We start from the raw sequence: 23,676 nt of genomic DNA on the forward strand, positions 1-23,676 counted from the left end.
GACATGTCCGACACCGCCGTCATCGAGATCGCGCTGCACACCATGGTCGTGGCGCTCAAGCTGTCCGCCCCGATCCTGGTGACCGCGCTTGTCATCGGATTCGCCATCTCGCTGTTCCAGTCGCTGACGCAGATCCAGGAGGCGACGCTCGCGTTCGTGCCGAAGCTGATCGGCATCGGGATCGCGCTCCTGCTCTGCGGGAACTGGATGATGCACACGCTCGTGTCGTTCACCAACGACCTCTTCGCGGGCATCCCCGCGCTCCTCGGCTGAGCCCGGCTCATGACGCTGACCGTCTCGGGCGAGCCCCTGGTGGCGTACCTGCTCGCCTCGGTCCGCATCCTCGCCTGGCTCTCCGTGGTGCCTCCGTTCTCCGGACGTGGCATCCCGACGATGGCGAAGGTCGTGCTCGGGCTCGGGCTGGCCTTCGCCGCCGTGCCCGACGGGAGCTCGATCCCGCTCAACACCGTGGGTCTGATGCTCAACACCGGGACCCAGGTGCTGATCGGGGTGGCGATGGGGTTCGTGACCCAGCTGCTGCTCGGCGCGATCGCGGCCGCCGGCAGCCTCATCGACGTGTTCGGCGGCTTCTCGCTCGCACAGGGCTTCGACCCGCTGTCGATGAACACCAACACGGTGTTCGGCAAGTTCCACCAGATGCTGGCGATGGTCCTGCTGTTCGTCAGCGGCGGCCACCTGGTGGTGATCGGCGGCCTGTTGCGCACGTTCCACTTCCTGCCGCTCGGTACGACGCCCGACTGGCAGACCGCTCCAGACGTGCTCCTGACGGCGTTCGGGCTGTTCTTCACCACCGCGGTCCAGATCGCGCTCCCCATGATCGCCGTGCTGTTCCTGTCCGACCTGGGCCTCGCGCTGCTGACGAAGGTCGCTCCGCAGCTCAACGCCTTCAACGTGATGTTCCCGGTCAAGGTCGGGATGACGCTGCTGCTCGTCGGGCTCTCCTTCCCGGTGCTCCCGGAGGCGGTGGACCGGCTCGTGGCGCTGTCCACCCAGGCGATGTCCACGCTCTCGGGCGCAGGGTGAGCGGGAGGTGAGCACTCCGTGAGCGGCGAGAAGTCCGAGCAGCCGACCACCAAGCGTCGCAAGGAGAACCGCAAGGAGGGTCAGGTCCCCCGGACGCCCGAGCTCGGCGCATGGGCGGCGCTCCTCCTGATCGCGATGTTCCTCCCCGGCCTGGTCGGCCATGAGATCGGCAAGCTCCGCGAGCTGACCACCCTCGCCCTCACCTCGGGCTCGCAGGCCAACCCTGACCTCGCGCTGAGCCTGCTCGGCAAGGGCCTGGGCCACGTGCTCTTCACCCTGGTGATGCTCGGCGGCGCCATCGCTCTCATCGGCGTCGCAGGCGCGCTCGGCCAGGGCGGCTTCTTCCTGGCGACCAAGGCAGTGAAGCCCAAGCTCTCCAAGATCAACCCCCTGCCCGGCTTCAAGCGGATCTTCGGCCCGCGCGCTGTGTGGGAAGGCGCCAAGATGATCCTGCGCAGCGGCATCGTGGCGCTCCTGGTCTGGAGCGCCGTCAAGTCGATGCTGCCGTTGATCGGCGGCCTGATGCCGATCCCCTTCGTGCTCGGTGAGTTCAGCACCCACGCCGTCGGCATGATCCGCAACATCGGCGTCGCCGGCGTGCTGCTCGGCGTCGTCGACTACATCGTGCAGCGGCGCCGGATCGGCAAGCAGACCAAGATGTCGAAGGACGAGGTCAAGCAGGAGTACAAGCAGTCCGAGGGCGACCCGCTGCTCAAGGGAGCCATCCGCTCGCGCCAGCTCGCGGTCTCCCGCAACCGGATGATGGCCGACGTGCCCACAGCCGACGTCGTGCTGGTCAACCCGACCCACGTGGCGGTGGCACTGCGCTACGACCCGGAGCGCGGCGCTCCTCGGGTGGTCGCCCGGGGTGCGGGCGTGATCGCCACCGCGATCCGCGAGCGTGCCACCGAGGCGCGGGTCCCACTGGTGCGCGACATCCCGCTGGCGCGGGCGCTCTACACGTCGACGACCGTCGGCCAGGAGATCCCTGCGGAGCTGTTCGCCGCCGTCGCCCAGGTGCTCGCGTTCGTCATCAGCCGCCGGGTCCGCGGTCAGCGCGGCGGGGAGCACCGCACCCCACGGACGATGGAGGACCTCCCCGAGGTGCTCGCCGCCGGCCGCCGCCGCCCGAACCCCTCAGGCGAGGCTCCGACCGGCCGATAGAAGACCCGACCCCAGGACGGAGTCGGTTCGCGGTGCCACGGATGGCACTCATCTCGCCAACCCCCGTCTTCCCCTGGAGGAGCTCGTGCCCTTGAAGCGGCTGAGCCAGCTCGCGGTGCCCGTCGGCATCGTGATGATCGTCGTGATGCTCGTGGTGCCGCTCCCAGCGATGCTGCTCGACCTGCTCATCGCGCTGAACATCACGGTCGCCCTCCTGGTCCTGATGACCACGATGTTCGTGCGCGGGCCCCTCGACTTCGCCGCCTTCCCCGCGGTGATCCTGGTGATGACGCTGTTCCGGCTCGCGCTCAACGTGAGCGCCACCCGCCTCGTGCTCCTCCACGGCTTCGCCGGCAAGGTCATCGACACCTTCGGCCACTTCGTCGTCGGCGGATCGCTGATCGTCGGCCTCATCGTGTTCGCGATCCTGCTCGTCATCCAGTTCGTCGTGATCACCAACGGTGCCGGCCGGGTCGCCGAGGTCGGTGCCCGGTTCACCCTCGACGCGATGCCCGGCAAGCAGATGGCGATCGACGCGGACCTCAACTCCGGACTCATCGACGAGGACGAGGCACGCCGCCGGCGAGCCGAGGTGCACGCCGAGGCCGACTTCTACGGCGCGATGGACGGTGCGTCCAAGTTCGTCAAGGGCGACGCGATCGCCGCGATCATCATCACGCTCGTCAACCTCATCGGCGGGTTCGCTGTCGGCGTCGGCCAGAACGGCATGCCGTTCGGCGAGGCGGTCACGACGTACAGCCTGCTCTCGGTCGGTGACGGCCTGGTCTCCCAGATCCCCGCCCTGCTGCTCTCGGTCGCCACCGGCCTGATCGTCACCCGGGCCACGGGTGAGAGCGACATGGGCAGCGACATCATGCGCCAGATGACCGCGAACCGGACCCCGCTGCGGATCGCCGGCTTCGCGGCGCTGACGCTGTGCCTCATCCCCGGCCTGCCGAAGATCCCGTTCATGCTCGCCGGCGGGCTGATGCTCGTGGCCTCCTCCCGCATCAAGGAGGCGCCGGAGGCCGAGGACCCCGCCGCGACGACCAGCACGTTCGCGTCCGTCGACACCCCCGAGCTGCTGGCCGCCGAGATCCAGGTCGACCCGCTCGGGCTGGAGCTCTCCGCGGACCTCATCGACCTGGTCGATCCCACCACCGGTGGCGACCTGCTCGAGCGGGTGAAGTCGCTGCGCCGCAAGATCGCGACCGATCTCGGCATCGTCGCGCCGCCCGTGCGCACCCGCGACAACCCGCAGCTGCCCTCGCGGACCTACGCGATCATGCTGTTCGGCATCGAGGTCGCCCGCGGCGAGGCGCCGCCCGGCACGGTGCTGGCCATCGGCGACTTCCTCGGCTCCCTGCCGGGCGAGGCCACGCGTGAGCCGGTCTTCGGGCTGGAGGCGCGGTGGATCCCAGCCGCCCTGCGCAGCCAGGCCGAGCTCTCCGGCGCGACGGTCGTCGACCGTGCCTCGGTCATCACCACGCACCTGGCCGAGGTCGTCACCCAGAACGCCGCCCAGCTCCTCGGCCGTGAGGACGTCCGCATGCTCACCGACGTGGTCAAGCGCTCCCACCCCGTGGTGGTCGAGGAGCTCACGCCCACCGTGCTCAGCCTCGGCGAGATCCAGCGGGTCCTCCAGCAGCTGCTCGACGAAGGCGTGTCGATCCGCGACCTGGTCCGGATCTACGAGGCCCTCTCGCTCCAGGCTACCCGCACCAAGGACCTCGACCCGTTGGTCGAGGCCGCCCGCAGGGCCCTCGGAGCGGCCATCGCCGCGCCGTACATCGTCGACAAGGTGCTGCACGTGATCACGTTCGAGCCCCAGCTCGAGCAGCGCATCCTGGAGTCGCTCCGGCCCTCCGAGCACGGTCATTCGATCGCGCTCGACCCCGAGTCCAGCCAGGCGCTCCTCACCAACCTCGCGCAGATGGTCGCCACGGTCGAGAACCGCAACCTGCGACCCGTGCTGGTCTGCGCTCCGCAGCTGCGTGCGGCGGTGCACCGCCTGGTGCACCCCATCGTGCCGCGGCTCGCTGTCCTCTCCTACCAGGAGCTGCTCGGCGCCGAGCAGATCCGCTCCGAGGGCATCGTCGGCGCCGACGTGCCACTGGCGGTGACCGCATGATGATCCGATCCCCTCGCGCGCTCCCCCCGCTGTGCTCCCCCGGCACACGCACCCACCGGGACCTCGCATGAGCCCGCTCTCGTGGCCGGTCGTGACCGGCACGCTGCTCGTCGGCTCACCGGCGATCTACGCGGCCCGGGTCGCCGGCACCCTGTCGGTCGACACCGCGCTCATGCGGCTGCTGATCTGCGCGGCCGCGGTCTGGGCCGTGTGCTCGATGTTCGCGTCGTTCTCGGCCCAGGCCCTGGAGACCAACCGGGTCCAACAGGCAGCCGCCGACCAAGCCGCCGCGGAGAAGGCCGCGACCGAGCGGGCAGCCGCCGAGGCGCGGGACGCCGAGGCGGCAGCCGACAGCTCCGCCTGATCGGTCCGGACATGCAGCGACCCGCAGGCGCTGGCCTCCGGGGAGACCGCTCCGGTGGATGTGAAGACCGGATCGCCTGCGGGTCGGGTGACTGCTTGGGATTCACCAGCAGCCTTCGAGGGCACTTCCGCCCCCGATGTTGCTGGGGCTGCTAGCGGGCAGCCACCTCACGCATCCAAGAAGAACTCATTCCTCGGACCACCTCCTTTCCCGTGTGTGATCACGGTAGGTCGGGCTCCTCGGGTGATCAAGGGATTAATGAGGGCTTCACCCGTTCGGGTCCGGCATCGGGTTCAGGCCACCTCGGCCGCCTGGAACTGGGCGTTGTAGAGCCGGGCGTACGCGCCACCGGTGCGGAGCAGCTCGTCGTGCGTGCCCTGCTCGACGATCGCGCCGTCCTCCATCACCAAGATCAGGTCGGCGTCTCGGATCGTGCTGAGCCGGTGGGCGATCACGAACGACGTACGGTCCGTGCGCAGTGCCGCCATCGCGTGCTGGACGAGCAGCTCGGTGCGGGTGTCCACCGACGAGGTGGCCTCGTCGAGGATCAGCAGCGCAGGGTCGGTGAGGAACGCCCGCGCGATCGTGACGAGCTGACGTTCACCCGCGGAGAGGTTCGAGCCCTCCTCGTCGATCACGGTGTCGTAGCCGTCGGGCAGTGAGTGCACGAAGCGGTCGACGAACGTCGCACGGGCGGCCTCGAGGACCTGCTCGTCCGTGGCGTCGGGACGGCCGTAGGCGATGTTGTCGCGGATGGTGCCCTCGAAGAGCCAGGTGTCCTGGAGCACCATCCCGACCTGGCCGCGCAGCGCGGAGCGGGGCATCGCCGAGATGTCCACGTCGTCCAAGGTGATCCGGCCGCCGTCGATGTCGTAGAACCGCATCACGAGGTTGACCAGCGTGGTCTTGCCCGCACCGGTCGGCCCGACGATCGCGACGGTCTGGCCCGGCCGCGCGACCAGCGACAGGTCGTCGATCAGGGGCCGGTCCTCGTCGTAGCGGAACGAGACGTGCTCGAAGGCGACCTCGCCGCGGCGCCGCGTCGGCGTACGACGTTCGGCAGGGTCGGCCGGCTCCTCGTCGGCGTCGAGCAGCTCGAAGACCCGCTCCGCGGAGGCCACGCCGGACTGCAGGAGGTTGGCCATCGACGCGACGGTCGTGAGCGGCTGGGTGAACTGCCGGGTGTACTGGATGAACGCCTGCACGTCGCCCAGCGACAGCGAGCCGTTGGCGACCCGCAGGCCGCCGATCACGGCGATCGCGACGTAGTTGAGGTTCCCGATGAACATCATCGACGGCATGATCAGGCCACTCACGAACTGCGCCCCGAAGCTCACCTTGTAGAGCTCGTCGTTCTCCTCCGCGAAGGTCTGCTCGATCTCGGCACGGCGGCCGAAGACCTTGACCAGCGCGTGGCCGGAGTAGGCCTCCTCGACCTGGGCGTTGAGGCTGCCCGTTCGCCGCCACTGCGCGACGAACTGGCCCTGCGAGCGCTTCATGATCTGTGCGGTGACGATCAGCGACACCGGCACCGACACGAGCGCCACGAGTGCCAGCAGCGGGGAGATCCAGAACATCATCCCGAGGACGGCCACGACCGTCATCAGCGACGTGAGCAGCTGGCTCATCGTCTGCTGCAGGGTCTGGCTGACGTTGTCGATGTCGTTGGTGACGCGTGAGAGGAGCTCGCCGCGGGGCGAGCGGTCGAAGTAGCCGAGCGGCAGCCGGTTGATCTTGTCCTCGACGTCTTGTCGCATCCGGCGCACGGTGTTCTGCACGACGGTGTTGAGCACGAAGCCCTGGAGCCACCCGAGCAGGGAGGCGGCCGCGTAGATCGCCAGCACGACCATCAGCACGTGGCCGACCGCTGTGAAGTCGACGCCCTGGCCGGGCACGACGTCGCGTCCCTGCACGGCGTCGGGAAGCGCCGACTCCGGGGTGCCTGCCGGGACCTGCCGGCCGATGAAGCCGTCGAAGACCAGGTCGGTGGCATGTCCGAGGATCCGTGGCCCGGATGACATCAGCGCCACGCTGGCGACGCCGAGCACCACCACGACGATCGCCTTGGCCCGGTCGGGACGCATCCGGGCGACCAGTCGCTTGGCCGACGGCACGAACGTCATCGCCTTCTGGCCCACCATGCCGCCGGCCATCGGCCCGCGACCGGGCCCGCCCTGCGGGGCCTCGATGCGCTCGGTCGCCTGGAAGCCCTGCGTCTTCTTGGTCTTCTCGCTCCCGCTGTCCGGGGTCTCCTGCGAGCGACCTTGCGGGGTGCTCATGCTGCCTCCTCGGCGGTGAGCTGGGAGGTGACGATCTCCTGGTAGGTCTCGTTGCCGGCGAGCAGCTCGTGATGGGTGCCGCGCCCGACGACCCGGCCGTCCTCGAGCACGAGGATCAGGTCGGCGTCGACGATCGTGGACACCCGCTGGGCGACGATCAGCACGGTCGCATCGGTGGTGACGGGCTTCAGCGCGGCCCGCAGCCGGGCATCGGTGGCCAGGTCGAGCGCCGAGAATGCGTCGTCGAACAGGTAGATCCCGGGCCGGCGGATCAACGCCCGGGCGATCGCCAGGCGTTGTCGCTGGCCACCGGAGAAGTTCGTCCCGCCCTGGGCGACCGGCGCGTCCAGGCCCTCGGGCATGGCTTCGACGAACTCGCGCCCCTGGGCGATCTCGAGCGCGGCCCAGATCTCCTCGTCGGTGGCGTCGGGCTTGCCATGGAGCAGGTTGCTGCGCACGGTCCCGGTGAACAGGTAGGCCCGCTGCGGCACCAGGCCGATCTGCTCCCAGAGCAGGTCGAGGTCGACACGGCGTACGTCGGTGCCACCGACGCGGACCTCACCCTCGGTCGCGTCGAAGAGCCGCGGCACCAGGTTGACCAGCGTCGACTTCCCGGCACCGGTCGAGCCGATGACCGCGATCGTCTGCCCCGGTCGTGCGCTCAGCGAGACGTCGCTCAGAACGGGCGACTCCGCGCCCGGGTAGGCGAACGTGACGTGCTCGAGGTCGAGGTGGCCCCGCAGCGCCGGGTCGGGGGCCACCGGGTCCTCGGGCAGCGGCACCGAGGTGTGGGTGTCGAGCACCTCGACGATGCGGTCACCGCACACCGAGGCCCGCGGGATCATCATCAGCATGAACGTCGCCATCATCACCGACATCAGGATCTGCATCAGGTAGCTGAGGAACGCCGTCAACGCCCCGACCTGCATCTGCCCGTTGTCCACCCGGTGGCCGCCGAACCAGATGACCGCGACGCTCGAGGCGTTCACGACCAGGATCACCAGCGGGAACATCGTGGCCATCCAGCGTCCGGCCCGGACGGCGACGTCGGTGAGCTCGTCGTTGGCGGTGCCGAAGCGGGCCGCCTCGTAGGGCTCCCGGACGAACGCGCGCACCACGCGGATGCCGGTGATCTGCTCGCGCAGCACCCGGTTGACCTCGTCGATGCGGGCCTGCATCGCCCGGAAGTTCGGCACCATCTTGCTGACCACGAACCCCACGCTCGCGAAGAGCGCCGGGACCACCACGGCGAGCACCCAGCCGAGCCCGACGTCCTCGCGCAGCGCCATGATCACGCCGCCGACCATCATGATCGGCGAGGACACCGCGATCGTGCAGGCCATCAGCACCAGCATCTGCACCTGCTGGACGTCGTTGGTGCTGCGGGTGATCAGCGACGGCGCCCCGAAGTGCTGGACCTCCCGGGCGGAGAACGTCCCCACCCGGTGGAACAGGGCGGCCCGGACGTCGCGCCCGAAGCCCATCGCCGTACGCGCGCCGAACCAGACCGCGCTGACCGAGCACACGATCTGCACCAGGGAGACACCGAGCATCAGCGCGCCGACGCGCACGATGTAGCCCGTGTCGCCCTTGGTGACGCCCTCGTCGATGATGTCGGCGTTGAGGCTGGGCAGGTAGAGCATCGCCACCACGCCGATGAACTGGAAGACCACCACCAGCGCCAGCCAGGAGCGGTACGGCGCGAGCCGCTCGCGCAGGAGTCGGAGCATCATCGTGGGTCACTGCCTTTCACGTCACTGCCCTTCAGAACGCCGTGGAGGACCACGTCGACGATCTCCTCGGGGGAGAGCGGACGCTGGTCGGAGATGTGGGGGTGGCTGCCGGAGAACGTGAGCAGCCGGACGAAGTCGGCGACGCGCTCGACGGGGACCGTGAAGCGGTGAGCGTCCGGGGCGAGCAGCGTGGCCAGGCCGCCTCCGGCCAGACGTTCGCGGACCTGGGGGTCGCGCAGGTTCTCGGGCGGCTTGCGCATCCCCATCGCCGACATCAGCCCGAAGATGCCCACGAAGCGCCGCTGGAGAAGGGTGGTGAAGACGACCATGCGTTCGCGCAGCTCGAGGTCGGGGTCGATCCGCAGCACGTCGTCGAGGAACGAGGTCGGGTCGAACTCAGCCTCCAGCACCGCGTCGAAGAGCTCCTCCTTCGACGCGAACGCCCGGAAGATCGTGCCCTCGGCGATGCCGGCGGCCTCCGCGATCAGCCGCGTCGTCGTGTCCCGCCCGTGCGCGTAGAGCAGCGGCCGGGTCGCGGCGATGATCTCCGCCCGCCGCTCCTCCGGCGACAGCGGCCGCGCCCGCTCCCTCTTGGTGTCCACGAGGATCGAGGATAAGTGAGTGAGCACTCACTCACAAGTTCTTCTCCGCACCGTCACTCCCGGCGTGCCGGCCACCTCGACATGTGGGTCGGCTTCAGGTCGTCGGTGGCCGCGCTCGTAGCAGCAAAGCGGGTACGCGCGCTTCCGGCCCCGCCCCCGGCCTCCCGGTCGCCACCTCGCAGCACGGTGGTTGAGGCGCGAGGGCCCCCAGGCCCGAGCCTCGAGACCACCCCTCGCAGATCGGGTTTCCACCCGTCTGTTATGTCTCAGGACATCGGTGACAGTTCTGCATCAGGACATCGGTGACGCTTTTGGTGGTCTTGGTGGTGACACTTCTGCCCCCAGGCTTCGGCGGTGGCTGCCAGTGAACCCGCACCACAGCACCCGGGCCACCGCACAGCCGCAACCCGACCGCGGACCGCAACCACGCCGCCCCAACCACAGCGAACCGCAACCACGCCTCCTCGAAAACCAAGAAGCGGAACCACACGCGCACCCGCGCAGGCCATCAGGGAGCCAGACGCTCGACCGTCCAGCCGTCCCCGGCGCGGCGGTAGCGCAGCCGGTCGTGCATCCGGCCAGGCCGGCCCTGCCAGAACTCCACGCTCTCGGGGCGTACGGCGTACCCGCCCCACTCCTCGGGCACGGGGATGGGCGTCTCCCCCGGGAACCGCGACTCGGCGTCGGCGAACGCTGCCTCGAGCTCGGCCCGTCCGGACACGAGCTCGGACTGGTGCGAGGCCCAGGCGCCCAGCTGGGAGGCACGCGGCCGGGAGGAGAAGTACTCCTCCACCTCGGCCCGGGGCAGCGGGGCGGCCACCCCGTCGACGCGGACCTGCCGCTCGAGCGGGTGCCAGGGGAACAGCAGCGAGCACCGCGGGTTGGCCGCGAGCTCGCGGCCCTTCGCGGACGCGGTGTTGGTGAAGAACACGAAGCCCGCCTCGGAGACGCCCTTGAGCAGCACCACCCGGGACGCGGGAGCCAGGTCGGGGCCGACGGTGCTGAGCACCATCGCGTTGGCGTCGTGGCGGATGGCGTCGTGCGCCTCCCCCATCCAGCGGTCGAACATCGTGATCGGGTCGGGGGCCAGGTCGGATTCGTCGAGGCCCGCCCGGGCATACTCCTCACGTAGCGCAGCGAGATCGAGGTGTGACATGCCCTCGAATCTAGCCCTGGCCCGGTGCACAATGCGTCCGGCGCCGTCCGCTGACCCAGCGCCGAACCCAGACGAAGGAGTCCCATGACCGAGGTGCACCACGGGCTGGAGGGCGTCGTCGCCTTCGAGACCGAGATCGCGGAGCCCGACAAGGAGGGCTCGGCGCTGCGCTACCGCGGCGTGGACATCGAGGAGCTCGTGGGCCGGGTCCCGTTCGAGAGCGTCTGGGGGCTGCTGATCGACGGTACCTACGCGCCCGGCCTGCCCCCCGCGGAGGCGTACAACATCCCGGTGCACACCGGGGACGTCCGCGTGGACGTCCAGGCCGCGATCGCGATGCTCGCACCGGCGTTCGGCTTCCGCGCGAGCTACGACATCAGCGACGAGCAGGCACGCGCCGACCTGTCCCGGGTGGCGGTCATGGTGCTGTCGTACGCCGCCCAGTCCGCGCGCGGCCTGCACCAGCCGGTCGTGCCGCAGACCGAGGTCGACAAGGGTGCGACGCTGGCCGAGAAGTTCCTGATCCGCTGGAAGGGCGAGGCCGACCCCAAGCAGGCGCACGCCATCGACGCCTACTGGTCCTCGGCCGCCGAGCACGGCATGAACGCCTCCACGTTCACGGCCAGGGTGATCACCTCCACCGGTGCTGACGTCGCGGCGGCGTTCTCGGGTGCGATCGGCGCGATGAGCGGTCCGCTGCACGGCGGCGCGCCGTCGCGGGTGCTCGGCATGATCGAGGAGGTCGAGAAGCGCGGCGACGCGCGGACCTACGTCAAGGAGCTGCTCGACGACGGCGAGCGGCTGATGGGCTTCGGCCACCGCGTCTACCGCGCCGAGGACCCGCGGGCCCGGGTGCTGCGGCGCACGGCGAAGGAGCTCTCGGCCCCCCGCTACGAGGTCGCCGAGGCGCTGGAGCAGGCGGCGCTGGCCGAGCTCCGCGAGCGCCGGCCTGACCGGGTCCTGGAGACCAACGTGGAGTTCTGGGCGGCGATCGTCCTCGACTTCGCCGAGGTGCCCGCGAACATGTTCACCTCGATGTTCACCTGCGCCCGCACCGGCGGCTGGTCGGCCCACATCCTCGAGCAGAAGCGCACCGGGCGGCTGATCCGGCCCTCCGCCGTCTACACCGGCCCGGCCTCGCGGCCGGCCACCGACGTCCCGGGCTGGAACCCCGCGTGGCGCCACGAGTGACGCCTCCGGGCGCGCTCACCGAGCACTACCGCGGCAAGACCGCGCTCGTCACGGGTGCTGGCTCCGGCATCGGCGCCTGCCTCGCCCGGGCACTGGCCACGGCGGGCGCCCAGGTGGTCTGCGCCGACCTCGACGCGGCCGCGGCCGCCCGGGTGGCCGACCCGATCGGCGCGCGTGCCGTGGCCCTCGACGTCACCGACGCGAGCGCGGTCCAGGCCCTGGTCGCGGAGGTCGCCCCCGACCTGTTGTTCAACAACGCCGGGATCACGTTCGGGGGCGAGACCGAGGACCTGACGCTCGAGCAGTGGGACGCGATCATCGACGTCAACATCCGCGGCGTCGTGCACGGCGTCGCTGCGGCGTACCCGCTCATGGTCGCCCGTGGCGGCACCGGCGTCTCCGGTGGCCAGATCGTCAACACCGCCTCGATGGGCGGGCTGATGGCGGCGGGCCTGATCACGTCGTACGTGATGACCAAGCATGCCGTGGTCGGCCTCTCGCTCGCGCTGCGCTCGGAGGCCGCGGCCAAGGGCGTCGGCGTGACCGTCGTCTGCCCCTCGGCGGTGGACACCCCGATCCTCGACAAGGGGTACATCGGGAAGTTCCACGGCCGCGACTTCTACCTCAAGGGCCAGGGCGTGCGGCGGCCGCTCGACCCCGCGGTCTTCGTCGACCAGGTGCTGACGGCCGTCGCCGAGAACCGCGCGATGCTGGTCACGCCGCGCACGGCGCGGATCCAGTGGCGCCTGGGCCGCTACTTCCCGGGCTTCATCCAGCGCTCCTCGATCCGGTTCGTCGCCAAGCAGCGCCGCCTGCAGGAACGGCGCGCGCGCCGGGGCTAGAGCCGCCCGTCGTACCAGCTGGTCAGTCCCCGGGCGCCGCGCCTGCTCAACGACACGTGCACGTGGTCGCGGTGCCGCAGCGTGGTCGAGCACGTGCGGCGGGTCCTGCACCCCGAGGAGAGGTACGGCTCGGGCTCGAACCCGTTCCACGCGGGGTACATCTGGTCGTCCCAGATCACGTACATCACGCCCATCCGGCGCGCGAGCGCGTCCTCGTTGCCGCGGCCGTCGGCCGCGAAGAGCCGATCCAGCAGCCGGCCCGCGACCCGGCGGCCCCGCGGGCTCGTGGCGTCCAGGCTCAGGTCGAACGCCTGGCCCGTCTGGTGCTCCGAGGTCGGCCCGTCCTTCTTCGAGCAGCTGCGGCCGTACCCGACGTACCCACCGCCGTAGTGGCGCGCCGCCCAGTGCCCGAGGACCACCGTGCCGGGCCGCGGGTGAGGGTGGCAGGTCCGGGGCGCCTGGTACGACGCGTAGTCCTCGATGTCCGCGGCCGCGGGGGCGGCCACCGCGAGGCCGAGGAGCAGTCCGACGACGGGGCCGAGGAGAGGGGTGAGGAGCAGGGGGACCGAGAGGCGCACGATCGACAAGCGTAGGTCTAGACCAGTGCGCGCGTGGCGGATCGACTGGATCCCGAACGCCCAGTTCGTCACACACCGGCTCCGGCCTCGGGGCCGGCATAGGGTCGGGAGATGACCTCTCGGGACAGCGACCACTGGGACGCCGAGGCGGCGACCTTCGACGACGAGCCCGACCACGGCCTCCGCACTCCCGTCATCCGCGACGCGTGGCGCACGCTGCTGCGCTCCGTGCTGCCGCCGGTGCCGTCCCGGGTTGCCGATCTCGGGTGCGGCACCGGGACGCTGTCGCTGCTCCTCGCCGAGGAGGGGCACGAGGTCGACGGCGTGGACTTCTCCCCCGAGATGGTGCGCCGGGCCTGCGCGAAGGTCGGCACCTTCCCCGGCACGAGCTTCACCGTCGGCGACGCAGCCGACCCGCCGCTCGAGACAGGGACGTACGACGTCGTGCTATGCCGCCACGTCCTGTGGGCGTTGCCGTCGCCGGCCGAGGTGCTCGCGCGCTGGGTGCGGCTGCTCCGCCCCGGCGGCCGGCTGGTGCTCGTCGAAGGCCAGTGGTCCACCGGCGCCGGCCTGCCCGCGGCGGAGACCACCGCCCTGGTGGAGGGCGCCGGGTTGGCCCACGAGCACCGACCGCTGCCCGACCGGGCCTACTGGGGCCGGCCGATCCAGGACGAGCGCTACCTGGTGGTGGGCAGGCTCGCGGGCAGCAGCCGCCCGTAGCAGCGCGACAACGGCGCGCAGCGGTAGTAGCCGAACGGTGCGACCGGCGTGTAGCCGCTCGACTCGTAGAGCGCGATCGCCTCGGGCTGGCGCAGCCCGGTCTCGAGCAGCACGGCGCGAGCGCCACCGCCGCGGGCGGTCTGCTCGAGGTGCGCGAGCATCCGCCGCGCGATGCCCCTGCCCCGCGCGGGCGGAGCGACGTACATCCGCTTGACCTCGACGGTGTCGGTCGTGCCGAGTGCTTCGACCCCGGAGCGACGCCAAGCCCCGCTGGCGACCGGTTCGCCGTCAAGGTAGCCGACGAAGAAGCTGCCGTCCGGAGGCTCGAACATCAGCGGGTCGAGCGGGGTCTCGTCGGGGCCGCCGTACCGGACGACGTACTCCGCCTGGACCTCGTCGATCAGGCGCAGCGCGTCGGGGTGGCCGTAGCCGACGCGCCGGATCTCGAGCTCAGCCAACCGCGGACCCGCAGGCGTCGCAGAACCGCGCGGACGGGGAGGTGGGCCGACCACAGGTGGAGCAGTAACGACCACCGGCCGGAGCGACCCCCTGTTCGTAGGTCACCCGGGCATAGCCGCCGTTCCCCATGAGCATCCGGGCCCGGGTGAAGCCGACGATCGCGAGGCCCACCACCATGGCGAACCCACCGCCCACGAAGAACCCCATGTCCCGGGCGGCATGGTCGTCACTGGAGTCGGCGAAGTTGCCGAAGGCGATGAACCCGAGAGCCGCGCAGACGACGCCGCCCACGATCAGGAGCGCGCCGAGGCCGATCAGTGCGGTCTGGGCCGCGGTGCGCGTGCGCGCGGGCTGGGTGCTGCTCATGATCTGTCTCCCCCGAGTGGTCCGAAACGGTGCGAGTGACACAATAGGGCCGCCGACAGCGTCGTCAGGCGAGCGCCACCTCGAACCCACGGAAGGCCACTCATGACCGACGCTCTGCAGATTCCTCGCGATCTCCTCCCCGCCGACGGCCGGTTCGGCGCCGGGCCCTCGAAGATCCAGACCTCCCACCTCGACGCGCTCGCCGCGACGGGCTCGTCGCTGATGGGTACGTCGCACCGCCAGGCGCCGGTGCGCGACCTGGTCGGCCGGGTGCGCAGCGGGCTCGCCGACCTGTTCTCGCTGCCCGACGGCTACGAGGTGGTGCTCGGCAACGGTGGGGCGACCGCGTTCTGGGACATCGCGACGTACGGCCTGATCCGCGAGAAGAGCCAGCACCTGACGTTCGGGGAGTTCTCCTCGAAGTTCGCCAAGGCCGCGGCGGCCGCCCCCTGGCTCGCGGACCCGTCGGTGATCGCGTCGGAGCCCGGCTCGCGTCCCACGGCGGTCGCGGAGGAGGGCGTCGACGTCTACGCCTGGGCGCACAACGAGACCTCGACCGCGGTGATGGCGCCCGTCGTCCGCCCCGCCGGTGCCGCCGACGACGCCCTGGTGCTCGTCGACGCCACCTCCGGCGCGGGTGGGCTTCCGCTCGACGTCACCGAGTCCGACGTCTACTACTTCGCGCCCCAGAAGTGCTTCGCCTCCGACGGCGGCCTCTGGCTGGCGCTGTTCTCCCCCGCCGCCCTCGACCGGGCCGCCTCGATCGCCGCGTCCGGCCGCCACATCCCGGCGTTCTTCGACCTGCCGACCGCGATCGACAACTCCGCGAAGAACCAGACCTACAACACCCCCGCGGTCGCCACGCTGTTCCTGATGGCCGAGCAGCTCGACTGGATGAACGGCTCCGGCGGGCTCGACGCGATGGTCGCGCGCACGACCGCCTCCTCGGACGCGCTCTACATTTGGGCGGAGAAGTCGCCCTACGCGTTCCCGTACGTCACCGACCCGGCCCACCGCTCGCTGGTCATCGGCACCATCGACTTCGACGACTCCATCGACGCCACCCGCATCGCCGCGGCCCTGCGAGCCAACGGCATCGTCGACACCGAGCCCTACCGCAAGCTGGGCCGCAACCAGCTGCGGATCGCGATGTACCCGGCGGTCGACCCCGCCGACATCGAGGCCCTCACCCACTGCATCGACTGGGTCGTCGAGCGTCTCTGAGGCTGGTCAGCGAGCGTCGAGAGCGGCGCGGACGAGCTCGTACGTCGCCGCGTCGTACGCCACGATCCGGACCTCGGTGACGGCGGTGCCGGCGGCGTCGGCGGAGTGGAACCCCTCGAGCGCGCACGCGATCGCGTCGTCCTTGGGCCAGCCGTAGACCCCGGCGGAGACCAGGGGGAACGCGACGGTGGTGGCGCCGAGCTCGCCGGCCACCGCCAGCGCGCGGGTGTAGCAGGAGAGCAGCAGCGAGCGGTCGGTCTGCCCGGCGTGCCGGTTGGGTCCCACGACGTGGATCACCCAGCGCGCCGGGAGGTCGCCGGCCGTGGTCCAGCCGGCCTCCCCCGTCGGCAAGCCGTGGGGGAACCGGGCGATGCAGTCCTCGAGGACCGCCGGGCCGCCGGCCCGGTGGATCGCGCCGTCGACCCCGCCACCGCCGCGCATCGCGCTGCTGGCCGCGTTGACGATCGCGTCGACGTCCTGCCGGGTGATGTCACCCTGCACCGCGGTGATGTCCATCAGGCCTCCTTGAGCAGCTTCAGCGTCGCACGCTCCAGCGCGCCCTGCCGCTCGTCGGGGGTGTCGTAGGTGCGCCGGGTCGCCCGCTGGATCGTCCGGCCCTCCTCGTAGGCGTCGATCACCCGGGGGTCGACGTACGACGAGCGGGCCAGCGTGGGGGTGTTGCCGAGGAACCACGACACCTCCTTCATCGCGCCCGCCACCGCCCTCTTGCGCGAGGCCTTGGTGTGGCCGGGCTCGGGTGTCTCGGCGAGCGCCGCAGCGGCCAGCACGGTCGCGTGCCAGGTGCGGAAGTCCTTGGCGGTGGCCTCGATGCCGGTCGAGGCGCGCACGTACTCGTTGACGAGCTCGGGCAGCACCGACCGCCAGCCGCGCCCGAGCTTGTAGGCCAGCAGCCGGGCGTCCTGGCCACGACGCCGGCGCATCACCTCGAGGGTCTCGACCACCACGGCGTCGTCGATCTCGATGCGGTGCTCGACACCCGACTTGCCGACGAACGCGAACACCAGCTTGTCCTGTCGTCGCCGCACGTGCCGGCGCTCGAGCGTGGTCAGGCCGAACGAGCCGTTGGTGTCGGCGTACACGTCGTTGCCGATCCGGAAGTAGCCGAGATCGAGCAGGCGTACGGCGGCCGCGCACGCTCGCTCCAGCGGCATCCCCTCGCGTCCGAGGTCGCGCACGACGAGCTCACGCGCCTTGGTCAGCGCCTTGCCGAACTCCAGCATCCGGTCGAACTTCTCCGCGTCCCGTCGGGCCCGCCAGTCCGGGTGGTAGAGGTACTGCCGCCGCCCGGCGTCGTCGGTGCCGACCGCCTGCAGGTGGCCGTTGTCGTACGGCGTGACCCACACGTCGGTCCACGCCGGCGGGATCACGAGGTCGCGGACGCGCTGGGCGTCCTCTTCGGGCAGCCGGCTGCCGTGCTCGTCGAGGTAGACGAACCCCTTCCCGGCCCGGCGCCGGGTCCAGCCCGGCTGGTCGGGCGACGTCCTACGCAGCCGCACCATGGCGCGTCAGTAGCCGCACGAGACCAGCCACAAACCCGAGCCCGGCGAGGCCACCGAGCGCCCAGGGCCACCACGGTCGGTCGTCGCCTCCGGCGCGATCCGCCGCGGGAGCGGGACTCGCCGAGGGTGTCGGAGCCGCGGGCTCGGGCGGCGCGAGCGCCTTCTCCACCTCGGCTGGGAGGGCGACGCGCAGCACCTGGCTGAACTGCCCCTCGGTGCTGATGTGCACCGACCCGTCCGGGGCGACCGAGATGCCCTCCCCCTGCTGCTGCGAGGGCAGCCGGAACGACGCGACCCGCTCGTGGCCGGGGAACGTGTAGACCGCGGCCGACCCGTAGTCGCGCTCCAGGTAGTGCCGCCCGTCCGGCAAGAAGGCGCCGTCGGTGGCGATGGCCAGCGAGTCCGCCACCGGCCGGAGCCGGTTGGGGTGGTCGGCGGAGAGAGTGCGCGGAGCGGCGTACACGGTGCCACCGAAGATGTTCTTCGTGACCACGAACAGCTGTCCGGTGCGCGGCTGCGCGAGCAAGGTCTCGGCGTCGTGGCCGTGGTCGGGATAGACCAGCGTGTACGCCGTGGGCGTGACCGTCCGGTCACCGCGGCCATAAGGCACCCGGAGCACCCGCACCGAGTCCCGGGAGGCGCCGTTGTCGCCGATGTCGCCAACCCAGACCTCCCCCGGCCCGGCCGGGGCCAGCGCCTCGACGTCGACCGGGTCGTCGGCCCAGGAGGTCACCCCGACCGTCCGTCCCGACCCGTCGACGACGAACACCCGCCCGCTGTCACCGGAGTCGTTGACGGTGACGAACAGCCCGTCGCTCACCACCAGCCCGCTGGACTCGACGATCTCGGGGTCGGAGAATCTCAGGTCGACCGTGGCGCGCGGGCCCGCCGGCCCGGCGAGCGAGCCGATCGCGAACGAGACGGCCGAGGCGAGACCGAGGACCCGGTCGAGCATCAGCGCGCGTCAAGCAGCCGAGCCAGTGCGGGGCTGATGCCCCAGGTGTCGACGAGGTCGTCGTACTCCTTGCGCACCGAGCCGCCCTTGACCGGCGCACCCGTGCGCACGGCACGCAGCATGGTGTTGCGCGGGGTGTGCTGGCTCTCGACGAACTGCACGACGTCGACCCGGTAGCCCTGCTGACGCATCAGCGAGGCCCGCAGCGCATCGGTGAGCGTGTCGGCCAGCCGTTCGCGCAGGATCCCGTGCCGCGTGATCATGGCGTACGGCGCGGGTGTCGGCGAGCGCCGCATCTGGGCGGCGATGTCGTGGTGGCAGCACGGCGCGGCCAGCACCAGCTGGGCGCCCCACGCGACGGACTGGGCGAGCGCCTCGTCGGTCGCGGTGTCGCACGCATGCAGCGCGAGCACCACCTCGGGTGCCGGATCGAGCTGGACGCCGCCGATCGTGCCGACGACGAACTCCGCCGAGACGCCGAGGCCGCGAGCGACCTCCGCGTTGTGCTCGCGCGACTGCTCCTTGACGTCGACGCCGGTGAGCCGCACCGGGAGCCCGCGCACGCCGCTGAGGTAGCGCTCGGCCGCGAACGTCAGGTAGGCGTTGCCACAGCCGAGGTCGACGATCCGCAGCGGGTCCTCGGGCGTCGGGCGGCGCAGGTGCCCCTTGTCCAGCGCGTCGGTGATCGAGGCGTCCAGCAGCCGGAGGAACTCCTCGACCTGGCGGTACTTGGCCTGGCGGCTCGGCTTGAGCCGGCCCGACCCGTCGGAGATCCCGAGCGCGACGAACACCGGGTCGTTCTCGGGCAGAAGTCGCGCCTTGTCGCGGTCGTGCCCGCGCTCGATCTCCACCGGCTCGGCCCGGTCGGTGGTGTGCACGACCGCCTCGAGCTTCTTGGTGACCCGCAGCTGGTGGCTCTCGGTGGTGGTGTCGACGTGCCAGTTGGCGAACGGCTCGTCGAGCAGGGCGTCCACGGCGTCGCGAGCCGCGCTCGACCCGTCGGAGGCGGCCACAGCATGGTTGGCGGTGTGCGCCTGGGTCTCGTCGTACGTCGTGATCTGCAGGTGCCGGCCGGCCTTGAGGTCGACGTACCTCAGCTCGGCGCGGCGCCACGTGGGCTGGGTGCCCTTCTGGCGGCCCGAGGCCACCGCGCGGACGAGCACCTCGGGGTCGAGGATGTGCTCGCGCAGCCGGTTCAGCGCACGGAGCAGCGGCTCGCTCATCGCACGCTCACTTCGTGACCGCCGCGATCACGACCACGAGGAGCAGAGCCGCCAGCGCGATCGGGATGACGAGTCGTCGATGACGGGGGTTCACCCGGTCACCTTAGAAGCCAGCAGCTCGGCGAGGTGCATCGTGGGGACGTCCGCGAGGTCGTCGAGCTGCACCCGGCAGGACATGCCGTCGGCGAGCACGACGGCGTCCGGGTGGGAGCGCACCGCAGGCAGCAGGTGGGTCTCCGCGATCGCGACCGACACCTCGTAGTGGCCCTTCTCCATGCCGAAGTTGCCGGCCAGGCCGCAGCAGCCGGCGACCTGGGTGACGCTCGCGCCGGCCTTCTCCAGCAGCCGCTTGTCGGCCGCCCAGCCGAGCACGGACGCGTGGTGGCAGTGCGGCTGGGCGACGACCTCGACCCCGGCGAGCGAGGGCAGCGGCACGTCGAGCCGCTCCAGCAGCTCGGCGAACGTCAGCACGTCCAGGTGCTCCCCGATCATCTCCGGCAGGTCGCTGCGCAACGTCGCGAGGCACGACGGCTCCAGGCCGACGACCGGCACCCCGGACTCGACGTACGGCCTCAGCGTCCGGACCGTCCGGGTCATGATCGCCCGAGCCTCGTCGAGCTGGCCGGTGGTCACCCAGGTCAGACCGCAGCACGCGTCCTCCCGGATCACCCGGGCGGTCACGCCGACCGACTCCAGGAACCGGATCGCCGCCAGCGCGTTGACCGGGAAGAAGTGGTCGGTGAACGAGTCGGCCCAGATCCACACGTCGGGCACGACCTCCGCGACGCCCGTCGTCCGGCGCAGCGTGCGCGGCGCGAAGGCCGGGATCGAGCGCCGCTGGTCGATGCCGGCGGTCGCCTTGGCGAGCCGGGCGACCGGGCCCAACCGCATCATCCGGTTCGCCATCGGCGCCACGGGGGCGGCGAGCCGGGCCCACTTCGGCAGCCGGCCCAGCAGGTAGTGGCTGCGCGGGCGGCGCTTGCCTCCCGGTCCGTCGTACGTCGCGTGCAGCGCCTCTGCCTTGTAGGTCGCCATGTCGACGCCGGTGGGGCAGTCGGACGCGCAGCCCTTGCAGGCCAGGCAGAGGTCGAGCGCTTCGTGCACGGCCGGGTCGGCGAGGCCGTGCACGAGCTCGCCGTCGAGGGCCTCCTGCAGCACCCGGGACCGGCCGCGGGTCGAGTCCTTCTCCTCACGCGTCGCGAGGTACGACGGGCACATCACGCCGTTGGTCGTCGGAGCCACGCACTTGCCGACACCGGTGCAGCGGTGCACGGCTCCGGCCAAGGGGATCGCGGGGCGGTGCCGGGCCGGGCGCAGGTCGGCGTCGAGCGGGGCCGGGTCGACGATGTTGCCGGGGTTGAGCAGGTTCGCGGGGTCGCAGATCTCCTTGACGGCAGCGAACAGCCGCAGCGACTCCACGTCGTACATCAGCGGCAGCAGCTCGGAGCGGGCCCGGCCGTCGCCGTGCTCGCCGGACAACGAGCCGCCGTGGTCGCGGAGCTTGAGCGCCGAGGCGGTGAGGAAGTCGCGGAAGCGGCCGGCACCGTCGACACCGTCGACCTGGAAGGGGAAGTCGATGCGCACGTGCACGCACCCGTCACCGAAGTGTCCGTAGGGCACGCCGTCGAGGTCGTGCTCGCGCAGCAGCTCGTCGAAGTCGCGCAGCCAGGCGCCCAGGCGCTCGGGGGGTACGGCGGCGTCCTCCCAGCCGGAGTAGGCCGGACGGGACAGGCTGCGCGCGGCGAGCCCGGCGCCGTCCTCGCGGATCCGCCACAAGGCCGCGGCCTCGGCCGGGTCGAGCACGATGCGGTGCCCGAGGGCGCCTGCCTGCGCGACCACCCGCGCGGCCAGCGACTCAGCCTCCGCGCCGGTCAGCTCGACGAACAGCCAGCCCGCGCCGCGGGGCAGCTCGGGGACGGCGTTGCCCCGCGCGCGCACCAGGTCGACGATCCGGGCGTCGAGGCCCTCGCACGCGATCATGCGGCCCTCGCAGGCCGCGACCAGCGTGGGCACGGCGTCCGCGGCCTCGACCATCGACGGGTAGCCCAGCAGCACCAGCCACCGCTCGGCGACGTCCTCGACCAGGCGCACGGTCGCCTCCTGGACGACGGCGAGCGTCCCCTCGGACCCCACCAGGAAGCGGTCGAGGTTGCGGCCGTTCTCCGGCAGCAGGTGCTCCAACGAGTAGCCGCTCACCTGCCGCGAGAACCGCCCGAAGGCCGTCCGCACGTGGCCCAGGTGCTGGTCGACCAGCGCCCCCAGTCGCGCCTCGACGTCGGTCGCACCCGGCCCGTGGGCGACGTCCATCGCGACCACGTTGTCGACGGTGCGGCCGTAGCCGAGGGCTCGCGACCCGCAGGCGTTGTTGCCGATCATCCCGCCGATCGTGCAGCGGGTGTGGGTCGAGGGGTCGGGCCCGAAGCGCAGGCCGTACGGCGCGGCCGCCCGCTGCAGGTCGGCGTGCACGACACCGGGCTGCACGACCGCCGTGCGGGCCTCGGCGTCGATCGAGAGCACCCGGTTGAGGTGCCGCAGCGTGTCCACCACGATGCCGGTGCCGACCGCGTTGCCGGCGATCGAGGTGCCGGCGCCCCGCATGGTCAGCGGCGCACCCGTGACGTGCGCGGCGTCGAGCACCGCGAGCAGCTCGTCGCGGTGACGGGGCCGCACGACGACCTGGGGCACCACGCGGTACAGCGAGGCATCCGAGGAGTACAGCGCCCGCGTCAGCGTCGAGTCGTCGACGTCCGAGACGCCGCGGCGACGCAGCTCCCCGACGAGGTCTGACACAGCCGGGGAGGAGGGGGCCGGCGGGGACGTCTGCGACACGTCACCAGTGTTCCATCGACGCGCGGAACACCGACGCGAGGTCCTCTGGAGTGGGACTCTTCGGCGCGGTCGCGAGCAGCCGCTGCTGCTGCAGCGCGCCCGCGACCAGGTCGTCCACGTCGGACTCGGCGTACCCCACGGCCGCCAGGCCGTTGGGGATGCCGATGTCGCGCATCAGGGCGGTCAGCGCCGACGGCAGGGCGTCCGGGCCGTCCGCCACCCGGGGGTCGAGCAGGCGGGCGGCCCGCAGGTGCCGCTCGGGGGCGGCGTCGAACGTGAACCGGAACGCCGCGGGCGCCGTCAGGGAGACCGCCATCCCATGCGGGACGATCGCCTCGTCGGGATAGCTCTCGGGGCGGTAGTCGCGGACCCGCCCCGCGATCGGGTAGGCGTTGGCGTGCGGGATGTGCACCCCCGCGTTGCCGAAGCCGAGCCCGGCGAAGGTCGCCGCCATCGCCATCTGCTCACGAGCGGCCCGGTCCGACCCGTCCCGCACGGCGGAGCGGAACGCGCCGGCGATCAGCCCCAGCGCCTTCTCCGACCACAGGTCGGCGATCGGGTTCGCCCCGCAGTAGGGCACCCGCTGCTCCGGCTGCTTGGCGTCGAAGTCGGCGTACCACCGCGCGGTGTAGCTCTCCAGCGCGTGGCACACGATGTCCATGCCGGCCGCCGCGGTGACAGTTGCCGGCTGGCTCAGGGTCAGCTCCGGGTCGACGACCGCCAGGGTCGGCCGCAGGCGGGGGTGGCTGATCCCGGTCTTGACCTTCAGCGCCAGCACGTCGAGCACGCAGATCGTGGTGCTCTCCGCGCCGGTCCCGGTCGTGGTGGGGATCGCGACGAGCGGCAGCAGCGGCTGGGACGGCGCGAGTGCCTTGCCGACCGGCGCGTTGACGTAGTCCATCAGCTCGCCGGGGTTGGTGGTGAGCAGGTTGACGGCCTTCGCGGTGTCGATGGAGGAGCCGCCCCCGACCGCGACGATCGCGTCGAACGGTCCGGCGTCGCGGGCGAACGCGATCGCGTCGGCCATCGACGCGTCGGTCGGCTCGACGTGCACCCGGTCGTACGTCGTGACCGCGATCCCCCGCGCAGCCACCTGGTCCGCGATCCGCTCCGGGTGGCCGGTCGCCGCGACACCGGGGTCGGTGACGAGGAGCACCCGCTTCGCGCCGTACGACGCCAGGTCGTGCCCGACCTCGCCGGACGACCCGGGGCCGAACTTGAGCGCGGGCGCTGCGTAGGTGAACACGGTCTCGCTCATTCGGCCAACATAACCGCCGGACCGGCCCGTACGATGTG

22 protein-coding genes are annotated in these 23,676 nt (G+C 71.5%); 9 read left to right on the forward strand and 13 right to left on the reverse strand.

Annotation, left to right across the window (positions count from 1 at the left end; translation table 11 throughout):
- The first annotated feature begins 3 nt into the window (after positions 1 to 3).
- The 5 genes from fliQ (at position 4) to AC3ANS_RS19835 (ending at position 4,703) form a co-directional block, all read left to right on the forward strand.
- Positions 4 to 273, forward strand: coding sequence for a flagellar biosynthesis protein FliQ (gene fliQ, locus AC3ANS_RS19815; RefSeq protein WP_488293295.1), 270 nt, complete (start codon positions 4 to 6; stop codon positions 271 to 273).
- 9 nt (positions 274 to 282) lie between these two features.
- Complete coding sequence (locus AC3ANS_RS19820) at positions 283 to 1,044, forward strand: flagellar biosynthetic protein FliR (protein ID WP_488293296.1); 762 nt, start codon at positions 283 to 285, stop codon at positions 1,042 to 1,044.
- A gap of 18 nt (positions 1,045 to 1,062) precedes the next feature.
- Positions 1,063 to 2,208 carry an EscU/YscU/HrcU family type III secretion system export apparatus switch protein gene (locus tag AC3ANS_RS19825; protein ID WP_488293297.1) on the forward strand — a complete coding sequence of 382 codons (1,146 nt, stop codon included), beginning with the start codon at positions 1,063 to 1,065 and terminating at the stop codon, positions 2,206 to 2,208.
- Positions 2,209 to 2,299: 91 nt separating this feature from the next.
- Positions 2,300 to 4,339, forward strand: coding sequence for a flagellar biosynthesis protein FlhA (gene flhA, locus AC3ANS_RS19830; protein WP_488293298.1), 2,040 nt, complete (start codon positions 2,300 to 2,302; stop codon positions 4,337 to 4,339).
- Positions 4,340 to 4,406: 67 nt separating this feature from the next.
- The gene (locus tag AC3ANS_RS19835) at positions 4,407 to 4,703 is read left to right on the forward strand and encodes a hypothetical protein (protein WP_488293299.1); all 297 of its coding nucleotides are present in this window, start codon (positions 4,407 to 4,409) and stop codon (positions 4,701 to 4,703) included.
- Positions 4,704 to 4,996: 293 nt separating this feature from the next.
- On the opposite strand, the gene AC3ANS_RS19840 is transcribed toward AC3ANS_RS19835, so the two are convergent.
- The 4 genes from AC3ANS_RS19840 to pdxH all read right to left on the reverse strand — a co-directional run bounded on the left by AC3ANS_RS19840 (position 4,997) and on the right by pdxH (position 10,473).
- A complete protein-coding gene (locus tag AC3ANS_RS19840) occupies positions 4,997 to 6,856 on the reverse strand; it encodes an ABC transporter ATP-binding protein (protein WP_488296533.1) in 1,860 nt (619 codons plus the stop codon).
- A gap of 122 nt (positions 6,857 to 6,978) precedes the next feature.
- Entirely contained in the window at positions 6,979 to 8,715 is a 1,737-nt protein-coding gene (locus AC3ANS_RS19845) for an ABC transporter ATP-binding protein (RefSeq protein ID WP_488293300.1), read from the reverse strand.
- Positions 8,712 to 9,317 carry a TetR/AcrR family transcriptional regulator gene (locus AC3ANS_RS19850; RefSeq protein WP_488293301.1) on the reverse strand — a complete coding sequence of 202 codons (606 nt, stop codon included), beginning with the start codon at positions 9,315 to 9,317 and terminating at the stop codon, positions 8,712 to 8,714. The genes AC3ANS_RS19845 and AC3ANS_RS19850 overlap by 4 nt, the downstream gene beginning before the upstream one ends.
- Before the next feature lie 508 nt (positions 9,318 to 9,825).
- The gene (pdxH, locus tag AC3ANS_RS19855; protein WP_488293302.1) at positions 9,826 to 10,473 is read right to left on the reverse strand and encodes a pyridoxamine 5'-phosphate oxidase; all 648 of its coding nucleotides are present in this window, start codon (positions 10,471 to 10,473) and stop codon (positions 9,826 to 9,828) included.
- An 84-nt stretch (positions 10,474 to 10,557) separates the two neighbouring features.
- On the opposite strand from pdxH, the gene AC3ANS_RS19860 reads away from it, so the two are divergent.
- Both AC3ANS_RS19860 and AC3ANS_RS19865 read left to right on the forward strand, forming a co-directional pair.
- On the forward strand, positions 10,558 to 11,664 hold the full coding sequence (locus AC3ANS_RS19860) for a citrate synthase 2 (protein WP_488293303.1): 1,107 nt from the start codon (positions 10,558 to 10,560) through the stop codon (positions 11,662 to 11,664).
- Positions 11,649 to 12,506, forward strand: a complete 858-nt coding sequence (locus AC3ANS_RS19865) for an SDR family NAD(P)-dependent oxidoreductase (RefSeq protein ID WP_488293304.1) — start codon at positions 11,649 to 11,651, stop codon at positions 12,504 to 12,506. The genes AC3ANS_RS19860 and AC3ANS_RS19865 overlap by 16 nt, the downstream gene beginning before the upstream one ends.
- Here the strand turns inward: AC3ANS_RS19865 and AC3ANS_RS19870 are convergent.
- Positions 12,503 to 13,084 (reverse strand): VldE C-terminal domain-containing protein, encoded by a 582-nt coding sequence (locus tag AC3ANS_RS19870; RefSeq protein WP_488293305.1) that lies wholly within the window; start codon positions 13,082 to 13,084, stop codon positions 12,503 to 12,505. The two genes, AC3ANS_RS19865 and AC3ANS_RS19870, sit on opposite strands and share 4 nt — an antisense overlap.
- Before the next feature lie 111 nt (positions 13,085 to 13,195).
- Here AC3ANS_RS19870 and AC3ANS_RS19875 point away from each other — a divergent pair, with 111 nt between their 5' ends.
- Positions 13,196 to 13,804: a class I SAM-dependent methyltransferase gene (locus AC3ANS_RS19875; protein ID WP_488293306.1), complete on the forward strand. Its 609-nt coding sequence runs from the start codon at positions 13,196 to 13,198 to the stop codon at positions 13,802 to 13,804.
- On the opposite strand, the gene AC3ANS_RS19880 is transcribed toward AC3ANS_RS19875, so the two are convergent.
- Entirely contained in the window at positions 13,762 to 14,262 is a 501-nt protein-coding gene (locus AC3ANS_RS19880) for a GNAT family N-acetyltransferase (RefSeq protein ID WP_488293307.1), read from the reverse strand. The two genes, AC3ANS_RS19875 and AC3ANS_RS19880, sit on opposite strands and share 43 nt — an antisense overlap.
- Positions 14,255 to 14,629 (reverse strand): zinc-ribbon domain-containing protein, encoded by a 375-nt coding sequence (locus tag AC3ANS_RS19885; RefSeq protein ID WP_488293308.1) that lies wholly within the window; start codon positions 14,627 to 14,629, stop codon positions 14,255 to 14,257. Before AC3ANS_RS19885 ends, AC3ANS_RS19880 begins: the two co-directional genes overlap by 8 nt.
- A gap of 102 nt (positions 14,630 to 14,731) precedes the next feature.
- On the opposite strand from AC3ANS_RS19885, the gene serC reads away from it, so the two are divergent.
- A complete protein-coding gene (serC, locus tag AC3ANS_RS19890; RefSeq protein ID WP_488293309.1) occupies positions 14,732 to 15,853 on the forward strand; it encodes a phosphoserine transaminase in 1,122 nt (373 codons plus the stop codon).
- Between the two features lie 6 nt (positions 15,854 to 15,859).
- Here the strand turns inward: serC and AC3ANS_RS19895 are convergent, their stop codons facing one another.
- The 6 genes from AC3ANS_RS19895 to AC3ANS_RS19920 all read right to left on the reverse strand — a co-directional run bounded on the left by AC3ANS_RS19895 (position 15,860) and on the right by AC3ANS_RS19920 (position 23,638).
- The gene (locus AC3ANS_RS19895) at positions 15,860 to 16,369 is read right to left on the reverse strand and encodes an O-acetyl-ADP-ribose deacetylase (protein ID WP_488293310.1); all 510 of its coding nucleotides are present in this window, start codon (positions 16,367 to 16,369) and stop codon (positions 15,860 to 15,862) included.
- Positions 16,369 to 17,373 carry a DNA topoisomerase IB gene (locus tag AC3ANS_RS19900; RefSeq protein WP_488293311.1) on the reverse strand — a complete coding sequence of 335 codons (1,005 nt, stop codon included), beginning with the start codon at positions 17,371 to 17,373 and terminating at the stop codon, positions 16,369 to 16,371. Before AC3ANS_RS19900 ends, AC3ANS_RS19895 begins: the two co-directional genes overlap by 1 nt.
- Positions 17,357 to 18,328 (reverse strand): hypothetical protein, encoded by a 972-nt coding sequence (locus AC3ANS_RS19905; protein WP_488293312.1) that lies wholly within the window; start codon positions 18,326 to 18,328, stop codon positions 17,357 to 17,359. Before AC3ANS_RS19905 ends, AC3ANS_RS19900 begins: the two co-directional genes overlap by 17 nt.
- On the reverse strand, positions 18,328 to 19,551 hold the full coding sequence (locus AC3ANS_RS19910) for a class I SAM-dependent methyltransferase (RefSeq protein WP_488293313.1): 1,224 nt from the start codon (positions 19,549 to 19,551) through the stop codon (positions 18,328 to 18,330). Before AC3ANS_RS19910 ends, AC3ANS_RS19905 begins: the two co-directional genes overlap by 1 nt.
- Positions 19,552 to 19,641: 90 nt before the next feature.
- Complete coding sequence (locus AC3ANS_RS19915; protein ID WP_488293314.1) at positions 19,642 to 22,380, reverse strand: FAD-binding and (Fe-S)-binding domain-containing protein; 2,739 nt, start codon at positions 22,378 to 22,380, stop codon at positions 19,642 to 19,644.
- 1 nt (position 22,381) lies between these two features.
- The gene (locus tag AC3ANS_RS19920; protein ID WP_488293315.1) at positions 22,382 to 23,638 is read right to left on the reverse strand and encodes a hydroxyacid-oxoacid transhydrogenase; all 1,257 of its coding nucleotides are present in this window, start codon (positions 23,636 to 23,638) and stop codon (positions 22,382 to 22,384) included.
- Positions 23,639 to 23,676: the final 38 nt, after the last annotated feature.

Source organism: Nocardia sp. 149-1B, from assembly GCF_057747975.1.